Source organism: Bacillus spizizenii TU-B-10, assembly GCF_000227465.1.
GTDB classification, from domain to species: domain Bacteria; phylum Bacillota; class Bacilli; order Bacillales; family Bacillaceae; genus Bacillus; species Bacillus spizizenii.
The window spans coordinates 1,270,879-1,283,627 of record NC_016047.1 but is presented as its reverse complement, the minus strand read 5'-3'; the positions used below and the strand labels follow the sequence as shown (position 1 = coordinate 1,283,627).

The 12,749-nt window shown below is 46.0% G+C and carries 10 protein-coding genes and 2 pseudogenes; 6 read left to right on the top strand and 6 right to left on the bottom strand.

The genetic code is table 11. From position 1 onward, the window contains the following. Positions 1-30 precede the first annotated feature (30 nt). Complete coding sequence (locus GYO_RS28295; RefSeq protein WP_014113327.1) at positions 31-669, top strand: pentapeptide repeat-containing protein; 639 nt, start codon at positions 31-33, stop codon at positions 667-669. Positions 670-675: 6 nt separating this feature from the next. On the opposite strand, the gene pdxR is transcribed toward GYO_RS28295, so the two are convergent. After that, entirely contained in the window at positions 676-2,151 is a 1,476-nt protein-coding gene (gene pdxR, locus GYO_RS28290; protein WP_080010121.1) for a MocR-like pyridoxine biosynthesis transcription factor PdxR, read from the bottom strand. A gap of 55 nt (positions 2,152-2,206) precedes the next feature. On the opposite strand from pdxR, the pseudogene GYO_RS28285 reads away from it, so the two are divergent. Further along, positions 2,207-2,856: pseudogene (locus GYO_RS28285) on the top strand (LysE family transporter). Positions 2,857-2,905: 49 nt separating this feature from the next. After that, positions 2,906-3,415 (top strand): DinB family protein, encoded by a 510-nt coding sequence (locus tag GYO_RS28280; protein ID WP_014113324.1) that lies wholly within the window; start codon positions 2,906-2,908, stop codon positions 3,413-3,415. Positions 3,416-3,484: 69 nt separating this feature from the next. Here GYO_RS28280 and iolX read toward each other — a convergent pair whose 3' ends face one another. The 3 genes from iolX to GYO_RS28265 all read right to left on the bottom strand — a co-directional run bounded on the left by iolX (position 3,485) and on the right by GYO_RS28265 (position 6,616). Further along, entirely contained in the window at positions 3,485-4,513 is a 1,029-nt protein-coding gene (iolX, locus tag GYO_RS28275) for a scyllo-inositol 2-dehydrogenase (protein ID WP_014113323.1), read from the bottom strand. 199 nt (positions 4,514-4,712) lie between these two features. Further along, on the bottom strand, positions 4,713-5,735 hold the full coding sequence (degA, locus tag GYO_RS28270) for a transcriptional regulator DegA (protein WP_014113322.1): 1,023 nt from the start codon (positions 5,733-5,735) through the stop codon (positions 4,713-4,715). A 17-nt stretch (positions 5,736-5,752) separates the two neighbouring features. Further along, on the bottom strand, positions 5,753-6,616 hold the full coding sequence (locus tag GYO_RS28265) for an AraC family transcriptional regulator (RefSeq protein WP_014113321.1): 864 nt from the start codon (positions 6,614-6,616) through the stop codon (positions 5,753-5,755). 123 nt (positions 6,617-6,739) lie between these two features. Between GYO_RS28265 and GYO_RS28260 the strand changes: the two genes are divergently transcribed. Continuing rightward, positions 6,740-8,110, top strand: coding sequence for an MATE family efflux transporter (locus GYO_RS28260; protein WP_014113320.1), 1,371 nt, complete (start codon positions 6,740-6,742; stop codon positions 8,108-8,110). A 30-nt stretch (positions 8,111-8,140) separates the two neighbouring features. On the opposite strand, the pseudogene GYO_RS28255 reads toward GYO_RS28260, so the two are convergent. Further along, positions 8,141-8,970 (bottom strand): annotated as a pseudogene (locus tag GYO_RS28255) (phytoene/squalene synthase family protein). A 499-nt stretch (positions 8,971-9,469) separates the two neighbouring features. Between GYO_RS28255 and GYO_RS28250 the strand changes: the two are divergent. Continuing rightward, positions 9,470-9,949 (top strand): DinB family protein, encoded by a 480-nt coding sequence (locus GYO_RS28250; protein WP_080010064.1) that lies wholly within the window; start codon positions 9,470-9,472, stop codon positions 9,947-9,949. 207 nt (positions 9,950-10,156) lie between these two features. Here GYO_RS28250 and asnB read toward each other — a convergent pair whose 3' ends face one another. Further along, positions 10,157-12,001 carry an asparagine synthase (glutamine-hydrolyzing) gene (asnB, locus tag GYO_RS28245; RefSeq protein ID WP_014113316.1) on the bottom strand — a complete coding sequence of 615 codons (1,845 nt, stop codon included), beginning with the start codon at positions 11,999-12,001 and terminating at the stop codon, positions 10,157-10,159. Positions 12,002-12,170: 169 nt separating this feature from the next. Between asnB and GYO_RS28240 the strand changes: the two genes are divergently transcribed. Further along, entirely contained in the window at positions 12,171-12,728 is a 558-nt protein-coding gene (locus GYO_RS28240) for a DUF2777 domain-containing protein (protein WP_014113315.1), read from the top strand. Positions 12,729-12,749: the final 21 nt, after the last annotated feature.

Below are 12,749 nucleotides of genomic sequence, written 5' to 3'. Positions count from 1 at the left end.
GGTTTTTCGGGCAGCAAAGGATGTCATCTCATGAATAAAGTAGTGATTCAAAAACCGCACATACCGGAAAACCTGCAAACCGCAGATTTTCATGAAACCGTGACACAGGATGATGTGGTCAGCATGCATTTGTTTGCAGATTGTACAATCTGCGACGAAGATATAGAAAGACTTTGTGTAGAAAACACGATATTCAGAAATGTCGTGTTTATCGATGTGTCTTTCCGGCATATTGAACTGACCGATGTGATCTTTGAAAAATGTGATTTGTCAAACGCCGATTTCAGTGGGGCTGTCATTCACAGAACTTCCGTTAAGCAATCAAAAATGGTTGGAATGAATGTGGCAGAATCAACGCTGCGGAATGTCTCATTCGAGGAGTGCCACGGACATTTCAGTTCATTTTCGTACTCAAATATGAAACAAGTTCGTTTTGATCACTGTGCTCTTATGCAAAGTGAGTGCAGCAATATGGCGCTTCAGCAGACACACTTTGACGGGTGCGAACTGGAAGGCGCTAGCTTTACCGGAACGTCCCTTCAAAACATGGACATCAGCACCTGCCGTTTTGAACAGCTTCATGTCTCCCTCGACAAATTGAAAGGCTGCAAAATCGCGCCTGAGCATGCGATTGCTTTCGCCAGAGCGCTGGGAGCTGTCATTGTGTAACAAACGTTAGGACATCAGGCGGCGGGCTGTATCGGCTGCCGCTTTAATGCCTGTTTCCAAATCCGCAAGAGATGCATAGGAATATGACAGCCTGATGCTGTTTCGGTCTTCGCCGTCATAAATGGAACCGGGATTCACCAGCACCTGCTGTTTCAGCAATTCATGAAAGAAACGGCTGATAGGCAAGGTTTTGTGAAATGTCACCCAAATATAAAAGCCGCCGGCGGGAATCTGCCACGTCGCGATGTCTCCGGCATACCGCTTGAGAAAATGAACTGCCGTGTCTCTTCTTTGTTTTAGTGCCCTTCGTATCCATGTCAGATGCTCTTCATAATACCCCTGTGACAGCCATTCGGCAGCCGCCCACTGGGACAGGCCGCTCGATCCGTAGTCTGTCTGCATTTTAATGTCCGCCAGCCTTTCAATGACCGGCTCCGGTCCGGCAAGCCAGCCGATTCGAAGACCGGGGCTAACCGTTTTTGAAAAAGTGCCCAGATACAGAATATTGCCCTCATGGTCCATTGCTTTTAAAGGCTGCGGCGGTTTTTCTTCAAACCATAAATCACCGTACGCATCATCCTCAATGATTGGCAGCTGCTCTTTTTTTGACAGGCCGGTGATCTCTTTCCTTCGCTGCTCTGACATGACAGTGCCTGTCGGATTATGAAACGACGGAATGGTGTAAAGCAGCTGTCCTCCGTATTGTTTTCGATAAGAAGAAACAAGCCCCGCCTTGATTCCTTCTTCATCCATCGGCAAGCCGCGAAGCCGCATCCCCGCTGATTGAAACACATGCAAAGATTGAAGGTAGGAGGGCTTTTCCGTCAAAATAACAGAACCTCGTTTTAAAAGCCCGATCGAGATGAGCTGAAGTGCCTGAAGTGCGCCAGACACAATTAATATCGATGACGGTGATACATGGATCTGCTTGCCTTTTAAATGGTCCGCCACCGCCTCCCGCAGCTTAGGATTTCCTTTCGGCTGCTCGTATCCTAAAGACAGGGCGTGCGGATTGATCTGCTGAAACATCCGGCGCATTGTGTCAACTGGAAGCAGATCCGGTGAAAGTTCTCCTGTGCCTAATCTGATGATATCCGCTCTTGGTTCGTTTTGATTAATATCCTGAATGATAGAAGAATTAGGGTGATGAATGCCTGAACGGACGTAATCGCTCCAATCGAGCGGAGGCTCAGCCGCCAGCACGCTCCACGTACTGTTTACAACCTTCGTGCCGCCTCCTCTTCTCCCCTCTAACAGGCCTTGAGACGTGAGTTCATCAATGGCTGTTGTCACGGTGCTGCGGTTGACTTGAAACATGTCGGCCAGCGTTCTCTGTGAAGGGATTTTCGTCCCCACAGCCCACTCTCCGTGAAGAATTTTGTCCTTCATGTATTGTTCAATCTGCCGATGCAGCGGAATATCCGAATCTCGGCTTGGCTGCCATTGCGACATAGTCGTGCCCCCTTTTTTCACATTATACATTTGGCTGGTTCTAAACCCAACCAAATGGCCGGAGACATGATAGAAAATCTCTCTTATGATTAAAAAAACAGATGTGAAGGGAGTTTTTTCAGCATGAATGCAATCATTCACGGAGTTGTGCTTGCTTTTGGCTTAATTTTGCCGCTTGGAGCGCAGAATGTGTTTATTTTTCAGCAAGGAGCGTGGCAAAGGCATATTTGGCGGGCACTCCCAGCCATCATCAGCGCTTCTGTCTGCGATACTCTGTTAATTGTTTTAGCTGTTGCAGGCGTATCTGTCATCGTGGAGCAGCTGCCTGTGTTTGAGACAGTCATGATGACCGGCGGATTTTTGTTTCTCCTCTATATGGGCTGGGTGACTTGGAACAGCCGTCCGAAAGCAAATCAAAATGAGAAAAATACGTTCACAGCTAAAAAGCAAGCTGCGTTTGCGGCCGCCGTTTCTCTTTTAAACCCACACGCTATTCTCGACACGATCGGCGTCATCGGCACGAGCTCCCTCCAATATTCTGGGCTTGAGAAATGGCTCTTTATGGCTGCCTGCATCGCTGTTTCTTGGATTTGGTTTATCAGTCTTGCGATAGCGGGCCGGCTGTTTCAGACGATAGATACGAGCGGCAGGCTTATGCTGATCGTAAACAAATGCTCTGCAGTTGTGATGTGGGCAGCAGCAGGGTATTTCGGGGTATCGCTTTTCAGCAATTGAAGGAATAACGAATGAAACAGCGAATGTCTTAGAAAAGGAGGCAATGCTGATGACTGATGCAAAACAGTTTTATGACTACCATTCCTGGGCGAACAAGCGAATATGTAACCATATCGAAAACCTGCCCGAGGAAACTGCTTATCAAGAAGTAAAGAGCGTATTTCCTTCTATCAGCGACGTGCTGCTTCATATGTGCAGGGCTGACTACATTTGGCTGAACGTTCTTTCGGGAGTGGCCTACCAAGAGATTATAGTCGGCGCAGGCAAATTTGAGTCCTTGCATGGTAATATGGAAGCGATAAAACAGCACTCTTCCGAGTTGGAGTCACAGTATCATGATTTCTTCAGCCGCCAGACGGACTTAGAACAGACCGTATCAATGCAGCATCCGAAACTCGGGACACTGGAAACAACTTATGCAGACATCATCCTGCATGTCGTCAATCACGGCACTTATCACAGAGGGAACGTGACCGCAATGCTGAGGCAGCTTGGCCACACAGGTGTACCTACTGATTATGTGTACTATTTATATGAAAAGAGAGAAAGCAAGGGCTAAACTGTCCTTGCTTTTTTGATAAGAACGATTTGCGGGAGTGCGGAAGCCGCAGGCGTATCGTGATAACGTTTACAAACTAGTGTGCGCACCCTTCACATCCAGCTGTACGGGCCTGCCGCTTCGATACGAATTGGTCGCGGCGATGCCGACTTCTAAATTGATCGTCGCATCGATATCTGTCACGATCGGTGTTGTTCCATTCCGGACACACTCAACAAAATGCTGCAGCTCTAAGCAGTAGGCTTCATGAAAACGAGTTTGAAAGTCTGGGATAATATCATAGCTGCTCCCTTTCGCTGTCAGGATGGTCACATGTTGATTTCTCAAAGTCCCTATGAAAATACTGCCCTCAGTCCCGATAACTTCCGCCCGGATGTCATGTCCGTATGGAGAGGTTCTGCTTGCCTCGACATCCCCCGCAGCACCGGAGTCAAATTCTAAATACGTCAGCGCCTGATCCACATCGCCATACTGCTCCATAAACGGGTTGTTCAGGATCCTGCCGTGTCCCGAAACAGAAGTAATCTCCGCTCCTAGCAAATAACGGGCCATATCATAGTCATGGATAGAGCAGTCAATAAAGATCCCGCCGCTGTGTTTGATAAACTCTGCGGGAGGCGCTCCCTGGTCGCGCGTAAAGCCTTTATAGTAGATGGGTTTGCCGATTTCCCCAGCGTCGATCCGCCGTTTGGCATCTGCGTATGCGGGATCGAATCGTCTCATAAAGCCGACTTGGCAAATGACTCCCGTCTCTTTCACTTTTTCAGAAACTGCCTTTGATTCCTCAAGGCTTAATGTCAGCGGTTTTTCAACGAAGATCTGCTTGCCGTTCTCCGCTGCTTTGATGATCATATCACCATGTGTGCTTGTCGGCGTTACGATAATGACAGCGTCAATGCTGGGATCTTCTAACATCTCATACGGGTCCTCTGACCATTTTTCAATACCGAATTCTCTGGCAACCTGCTCCGCTCTCCCTTTCAACGGATCACCGACACTGACCAGTTTTGCCCCCGGAACACTGGAGACGAGATTTTTCGCATGATAATAACCGAGCCTTCCTAATCCTAATACTGCGCACCTTATTTGATGTTTCACGTCCCATCCTCTCCTTTATGTCATTTTAGGATCGCCTCGAGAAAGCGCTTTCTCCTAACAGCTAAAAAAACAGCGGTTCAATCCGCTTTAACATATTGCGCAAGCGCTTTCTCAAAAGATGGTTTCATTTTACACTGCCTGTTGTTTACACGCAATATGTTTTTTAGCTTCAACTGTCAAAATGAAAAGAGCCCGCTTATTAGCGGGCTCTGGGTTTGAGGGGTGATGTAGAATGTCTGACCACGAGCTCAGGCGGCAGCACGATTTTTTGTTTCGTCTTTCGTTTTCCTTCGATTGCTTCTGCCAGCAGTTCGATGACACTTCGCCCCATATCTTTAATCGGCTGGCCCACGGTGGTCAGGGGCGGGGCAGCCAATTCTGCAAGTATCGTGTTATCAAAACCGATGATGGAAAGGTCATCCGGCACTTTTATGCCTCTCATTCTCGCAGCTTGTATGGCGGCGCAAGCCAATACGTCGTTGAAAGCAAAAATAGCCGTTGGAGCGTTCCTGTCCAGCAATTTTCCCGCTTCTTCCTTACCGCTTTCCAAAGAAAATCGCGTCGGAACGATAAGCGATTCATCGACAGGCACGCCCGCTTCCTCCATCGCCTGACGGAAGCCTTTGATTCTGTTTTTTTCACCCGTCGTTGACCCGTCTCCCACAATGCAAGCGATGTTCGTATGGCCGAGTGACAGAAGATGCTTGGCAGCCTCGTACCCGCCACGAACGTCATCCACCACGATAATATCCATCGGAAGCAGCGGCTTATCCTGAGAAATCATGGCGAGCGGAATTTGTTCGCTGGCGATTTCCTCCAAAGCAGACATGCTGTCATGATTCTCAATCCCTGTCGCAAAAATAATCCCGTCCACTTTTTTCTGCTTCAGCACCGAAAAATATTTTGTTTCTTTTTTCGGATTGTAATCAGTACTGCAAATCATCATTTGAAAACCGAGCTCATCCGCCCTTTCCTCAATGCTTTTGGCAAGTTCGCCGTAAAACGGATTTGAAATATCAGGCGCCACAAGTGCAATCATATTCGTTCGTTTTCCTGTTAACGCCGCGGCGTGGACATTGGGCGTGTACGCCATTTCCTTCATGACATTCATCACCTTCTGCCGCGTTTTCTCGCTGATTCTGCCCGTCTTGTTAATCACGCGCGACACAGTTGTGATCGAGACTCCCGCCGCCCTTGCCACATCGTAAATTGTTGTTTTCATGTTCATCCCTCGTCTGGTTATTGAACTTTCCGGCTGACAATTTTCCGGTATTCAATTGGTGAAATGCCTTCTATCTGCTTAAAGAGTTTTGAAAAGTATGTCGGGTCTTCCATTCCGACCGTTTCCGCAATGACGCCCATTTTATCATTTGTAGAGGATAAAAGACGCTTTGCTTCCGTCATTCTCACCCGGTTCGTGTATTGTGCCGGCGTAACGCCTAGCACCTGCTGCATGCAGCGGCTCACATAATCCTGATGATAGTGAAGGGCGAGCGAGAGATCCTTGATTGTCGTCTTTTCCTTATAATGTTCCTGTAAGTACCGGGCCGCCTCCCAGGCAACCCGCTCTTTCGCAGACGGAATTTGAAACGCCTCTTTTTGAAGATGCAACATCAACTCCTCAAATAAAATTTGCTTTCTAAGCGGCAAATCGGAGTTTTCCGCGGAGTAATCGATCAGCCTTTCAAACTGCTGCGCCATAAACTGCGGACGCTGCACCTTTCCTTTTCTCGGCAAAACCAGTCCGTAGCGAGCCGGCTCCTCGAAACTTCCTTTTTCCTGCTGAAGCTCAGACCAATTGCTGCCTCCTTTTGCCGTAAATTCATATTGATGTTCATCGAAGTGAAGCCAATAATAGGAGGTTGCTTCATCACTGCCCTTCGTCCCGTAATGTTCAAGACCGGGGGAAAGCAAGATGTACTCGCCGCCTTCAACAGAGAATGATGTTTCATTTTCCGTTATATATAACGTTCCCTGTTTGACGTATATCAGATCAAACACGGAGAATACACGTTTCACATGGGTTTCTCCCCTTTTAAAAACCCCTTCTCCAGCTGCGATAAATACCGGAAAAGGCGGTACTGTAAACAGGATGCGGGGCATTTTGATCATCCTCCTTTTTAAGTCGGATTTTTGCAAGAAGTATCGTTTCTCTCCCTTTTTATTATAAGGAAATGGAGGTACACTTTAAAACGTTGATTTTATTTACGAAAGGGGTTAGACACGATGAAACAAGCTGTCTTCAAATCAACTGCTTTGAAAAAACCCGCTGCTGACAAAACGTTCTCATTATTTTCGCTTACTTGGCCGATCTTTATTGAGGTCTCATTATATATGTTTATGGGTAATGCCGATACACTGATGCTCAGCCAATACTCAGATAACAGCGTGGCAGCAGTCGGCGTCAGCAACCAGATTTTGAATTTAATTATCGTGATGTTCAGCTTTATCGCAACAGGAACGACCGTTATCATTTCACAATTTTTAGGGTCACGGCAAAAGAAAGAAGCCATGGAAGTCGCTTATGTGTCAATCGGCGCCAACTTCTTCATCAGCCTTGCCATCAGCGCCATCGTCTTTTTCGCGGCTGCCCCTCTGCTTCATATGATGGGATTAACAAGCGACCTGATGCCTGATGCAAAAGTCTTTTTACAAGTTGTCGGAGGTCTGTCCTTTATTCAGGCTTTAATCATGACATTCAGCGCGATCTTAAAAAGCTACGGCTACACAAAGGATACAATGTTTGTCACAATCGGCATGAACGTATTAAACATTGCCGGAAACTTTGTTGTGATTTTCGGTCTGTTCGGTTTTCCTGTTCTCGGCGTTGCCGGTGTGGCCATGTCTACATCTATCGCCCGCGTCATCGGATTAATCGCGATGATTGTCATTGTCAACAAACGCATCCAGCTGAAAATGTCGCTGAAAAAAGTCTTTCATATGCATAAAGAGCATTTGCGCAAGCTGCTGAAAATCGGCATCCCTTCTGCGGGAGAACAGCTTTCTTACAACCTGTCGCAAATGATTGTCACATATTTTATCGCCATTATGGGCGCGCAGGCTTTGACAACAAAAGTGTATACGCAAAATATTACGATGTTTATTTTGCTGTTCGGCACTGCGATCAGCCAGGGCACGCAAATTTTAATCGGACGCTATATCGGCGGCAAACAGTTTGATGCCGCGTATGAGCGCTGCATGAAGAGCCTATATTGGGCACTCGGAATTGCTGCGGCTACATCGGTTTTGATGACGATTTTTTCAAAAGACCTGATCGGCATCTTTACACAAAGCCCTGACATTATTGCGACTGCGAGCCTTTTGATTGCCATGACGATTATCCTTGAACCGGGCCGCTCGTTTAATGTCATTATCATTAACTCCCTGCGTGCCGCGGGGGATGCGAAATTCCCGGTTTACATGGCAATGATTTCAATGTGGGGCATCGGTCTCCCGCTTGCTTATCTATTCGGCATCCACCTCGGTTTCGGTCTTGCCGGCATTTGGATTTCCTTTATCGCGGACGAATGGGTCCGGGGAATCTTAATGTATAGAAGATGGCGCTCACGCATCTGGATTCAAAAAGGTATGGCGTAACACCTGGCACAAACAAGGCCGGGTGTTTTTTTAGATGTCAGACAGAATCTGCTTCACTTCGTTCTCTGTGAGACCGTATTGATGTTGAAATACATCGTGCTGCTTCGCCCGGATTTTTTCTAAAACAGCCCGGTACAAATGAAGAGCGGCTTTCACCGTTTTTTGAGAATACTGCGGAAATAGCGGCAAGGCATCCTGACTCTCCTCAAGGTAGGCTTCCGCTTCAAAAGCGATATACTCCCACGTCATTGTGAATGCCTTATTCACGACACCCTTCTGAAGGTCGTCCTCTGTATATCCAAATTGCTGCATCACCTGCCGGGGGATGCGGCTTTTTTGCTGTTGGCCAGTGCCGATATCTCTCAGAAGCCGAATCAGCTGAATCGCTAAACCGAGAGAACCGGCTGCATGTGTAAGCTGTTCCCGATGCCGGCGCGCCATGACCGGGAGCAGCATCAATCCGGCCGCACCTCCCGTTTGGTATGCGTGCATAAGCAGTTCATCAAGGCTTTCGTACGGTGTATCTTCCGCTTTCTGTGCGGCAATGAACTCACGGAATGGCTCGCTGTCCAATGTAAAGGTCTGATACGCATGGCTGAAAGCCTTCCATAAAAAATGATTCCCGTTATATGTCCCGGAAAAAACATGTTCCGCCTCAGCTTCAATGGCAGATAACGCGTGCTCATCCGCATTGGCTGCCGTATGGCAAAATGCCATGACCGCCCAAGCAGCCTGTCTTTGCTTCAGCGGAAGAAACGAGAATGCTTTGTAACAGGCTGGTTCACGGGCGCTGACGATCTCCCCGCACTGCTGATAGGCTTCTTTTATCTCTTTCATTTCTTTTCACTCCTATGTATCACTGCTTCTTCAAGTCTATTATGTTTTTTCCCAATTGTATATGAAGAAAAAGCCGATTCCTGCTTTGTAGAAGATAAGTGAGTGTATGTTTTTATGATGACAGCTAAACCTATCTTTAATGTCACACAAAAATTTTAAATTAGTACATCACTTATATTAGAGGTGTACTTTTTTATTTATTCGACCTCTTAAATGACCTCATTCACCACAACAACAAGAATTAAAAATGTGGAAAAACATGTTTTTTCAATCAAACAATCACTTCTATTCCCGGAACGTATACTCCTTTTAAACTATTAAACCTTGGATACGTTAAAGCAAGATACCTAGCTCGTATAGAAATAGTGGCATAGAGGTTGGAGAATTATTAAACCTGAACAGGATAATCAACGAAGGAATCTTTCTTATTTTTAATCGAGGCACGTTACTTCAATAAAAGGAGGAATTTAGAGGAAAAAGGCTAATTGTTATTTGATGTATCATATTATTGGAGTGATTTGAGTGATAAAATTTTTTGAGTATAACTGGCAGGTTAGGGATCAATGGTTTACTTGGTGTAATCAACTAACCACTGAAGAGTTACTTAAAAACCATCTTGGTGGAGTAGGAAGTATTTTAAATACCTTTTTTCATATTATTGACGTGGAATATAGTTGGGTTCGTGCTATCCAAGGGAAAGAAGATATAGTTGTTCAGTTCGCTGATTATCATACACTAGATAAGGTTAAATCGCTTTCAAATACATTCCGAACTGAAATTATTGACTTTTTAGAAACAAATGTAGATGAAATAAAAGATGAACTTGTAAGCGTTCCTTGGGATAAAGAAGTTTTATATACGAGAGACGAAATATTACACCATATTATAGCTCACGAAATTCACCATATTGGTCAACTTTCTGTATGGGCTAGGGAATTAAAATTAAGCCCAATATCAGCTAATTTTATTGGCAGAAAATTAAAATCTATCCATTCTTATTGAAGTAAGGGGGGCTTTATTGTAACAACAAGTCCGATATTGTTGTTGTAGTAAATGAAGTCATTTGTAGTACAAAAAAGGATAGATAGAGCATTTTTCTCTGCTCACCTATCCTTTTTTTGTTTTAGTCTATAAAAGTGTGACATTTCATTGGGAATCTTCTAGATAATAGTGACCTTTAATAAAATTTGTGCAGAATCGGCTTTTTCTTTATCCCTCATCAATATCAATGCGATACGCTTCAAACCATGTATGAATTTGGGCAAGGTGGGCGATCAGCTGAGGCCCCTTCATGAGCTGCCCGAACCACGGAACCTGAAAGGAAGAGCCTTCTGTCTCTAAAAGCTGATCCAATTGTTTTCTGTCCAGCAGAGTATGAAGCACCGAGTCCTTTTGGCTTCTGATCGTTTTCAGCCATTCGCTGACGCCTTTTGTATATTCCGGATGGTGTGTTTTCGGATACGGGCTTTTTTTGCGATACAGAATGTCATCAGGCAAAATGCCCTCGAGCGCTTTACGCAAAATGCCTTTTTCCCGGTTGTCATGCATTTTCATTTCCCATGGGATATTCCAAACATATTCCACGAGCCGGTGATCGGCGAACGGCACCCGCACTTCAAGGCTCGCACCCATGCTCATGCGATCCTTCCGATCCAAAAGGTTCGTCATAAACCAAAGCATATTTAAATAGAACAGCTGTCTTCTTGCTTTGTCCACACCCGTTTCTCCGTCTAATAATGGCGTTTCCGCCAAGGTTTCTTCGTATTTGGCATTTACGTATTCTTTGAGATTCAATTTTTTCTGCCATGAATCAGAAAGCAGTTTGATCCGCTCTTCTGTCGACCTCATCCATGGGAAGCCCGACTCAACGTCTGCCATATGGAACCACGGGTACCCGCCGAAAATCTCATCCGCGCACTCTCCCGACAGGCTGACGACAAAGTCCTTTTTGATTTCCCGGCAAAACCACAGCAGAGACGAGTCGACATCAGCCATTCCCGGCAAGTCTTTGACCAGCACGGCTTCCTCCAAATGATCGACGAGATTCTTTTGGCTGATGACACATTTGTGATGTGTTGTGCCGAAGGCCTCTGTCATTTTTTCAATCCAAGGCCCGTCGTCATTCGGCTGAAAAGCGCTCGCTTGAAAAAATTTATCGTTCTCTTCGTAATCAATCGAATAAGTATGAAGTGGTGCTTTTCCTCCCTTTTCAAAATGGCCTGCTGCAATCGCTGTAATGGCGCTTGAGTCCAGTCCGCCTGATAGGAACGTACAAACCGGCACATCCGACACAAGCTGTCGCGTCACCGCATCCTGAAACAACAATCTGACATTGGCAACCGTGTCATCAAAACTGTCCGTATGTTTTTCGCTTTCAACATTCCAATAACGCCAAATATTCAGCCCGTCTTTAGAAAACGTCAGCGCGTGAGCCGGCCGGACTTCTTTTATGCCTTTAAATACACCAGTTCCCGGAGTTCTGGACGGTCCAAGCCCGAAAATTTCAGAAAGTCCTGTTCTGTCCACTTGCGCTTTTATATCAGGGTGTGCGAGGATCGCTTTTATTTCGGACCCGAAGAGAAAAGAAGATCCTTGCTTTGTGTAAAAAAACGGCTTCACACCGAGACGGTCTCTCGCGGCATACAGCAGATCGCGCTTTTCATCCCACACAGCAAAAGCGAATATGCCATTGAGATGGTCTACACAGTCTTCCTGCCATTCAATATAGCTGTGCAGCAGCACCTCGGTATCTGACGTCCGCTCGAACTGATGGCCCCGCGCCCGCAATTCTTTGCGCAGATCCTCCGTGTTATACAGCTCACCATTGTAAATAATGGTGTACGTATCCCCTTTATAAGTGCATGCCATCGGCTGGCGTCCGCCTTCAATATCCACAACCGCAAGCCTTTTATGTCCGAATAAAACATGGTGCTCTCCCCAAACGTTAGAATCATCAGGCCCCCGTTTGGAAAGAGTGTCTGTCATTCTGTTGATCGTTTGTTTTTCCTGGACGAGCTGCTTTTTAAAATCGACCCAACCCGTAATTCCACACATGTGATATCAGCTCCAATCCCGTTTCTTTCGTAACAACTTCGTTTCTTTCAGCACCTTAGTAAGTTTATGCATCTATAGGCAGATAGTTGATTTGTCCACAAAAGAGTTGTATGGGACAGGCTTGAATTGGAAAGAAAGGAGAGGAAAGAAGAAAAAGGAGACAGCATGCATGAAACGGAAACAATTATTATATAAAGAGGAAAGAAAATGGGAATACGGCACCATCCTTATCGAAGATGGCATCTGTTTAATCGAAAACGGGGAAGGCGATATACTGCTGGCAGACAGTCTTCATCACAGCCCAATTTGGATCCATCATAAAGGAAAATGGGAGCAGGCCGGCTTCCAGGATAAATTGATTCTGGCATGCGGTGAAGAAAACATCTCCCTTTCAGGCGGAGAACGCATCCGCTATGAAAAATCAGTCAAGCGGCCGCTTATGGCGCTTTTGGATTCGCTTGATGACGAAACCTTTCTCGCATTTTTACAGCACTTGCACAGCTTTGGCTTATCGGTATTCGATTGCGTCTTTTCTTATAATAAAGGAGTCTTTTCGAATTCATCGGAGGAGCAGGGTGTTTCTTTCTATCACTTTTCAAACGACACCGCCCAATGCGCGATGCAGCATCACTACAGCAGCGAAGGGACAGGAGACCGGTTCGAATGGACGGCTTCAAATGGAAAGCGATCCATTATGTATTCAGCAGTCCAGCGGGGGCGCAAATAAAAAAAGCGGTGCAGTGAGCAC

Excerpts from the sequence above, each read along its gene's own strand:
- GYO_RS28295 (WP_014113327.1), top strand. The coding sequence starts at position 31 with ATGAATAAAGTAGTGATTCAAAAACCGCACATACCGGAAAACCTGCAA.
- pdxR (WP_080010121.1), bottom strand. The coding sequence starts at position 2,151 with ATGTATAATGTGAAAAAAGGGGGCACGACTATGTCGCAATGGCAGCCA.
- GYO_RS28280 (WP_014113324.1), top strand. The coding sequence starts at position 2,906 with ATGACTGATGCAAAACAGTTTTATGACTACCATTCCTGGGCGAACAAG.
- degA (WP_014113322.1), bottom strand. The coding sequence starts at position 5,735 with ATGAAAACAACAATTTACGATGTGGCAAGGGCGGCGGGAGTCTCGATC.
- GYO_RS28265 (WP_014113321.1), bottom strand. The coding sequence starts at position 6,616 with ATGCCCCGCATCCTGTTTACAGTACCGCCTTTTCCGGTATTTATCGCA.
- GYO_RS28260 (WP_014113320.1), top strand. The coding sequence starts at position 6,740 with ATGAAACAAGCTGTCTTCAAATCAACTGCTTTGAAAAAACCCGCTGCT.
- asnB (WP_014113316.1), bottom strand. The coding sequence starts at position 12,001 with ATGTGTGGAATTACGGGTTGGGTCGATTTTAAAAAGCAGCTCGTCCAG.
- GYO_RS28240 (WP_014113315.1), top strand. The coding sequence starts at position 12,171 with ATGAAACGGAAACAATTATTATATAAAGAGGAAAGAAAATGGGAATAC.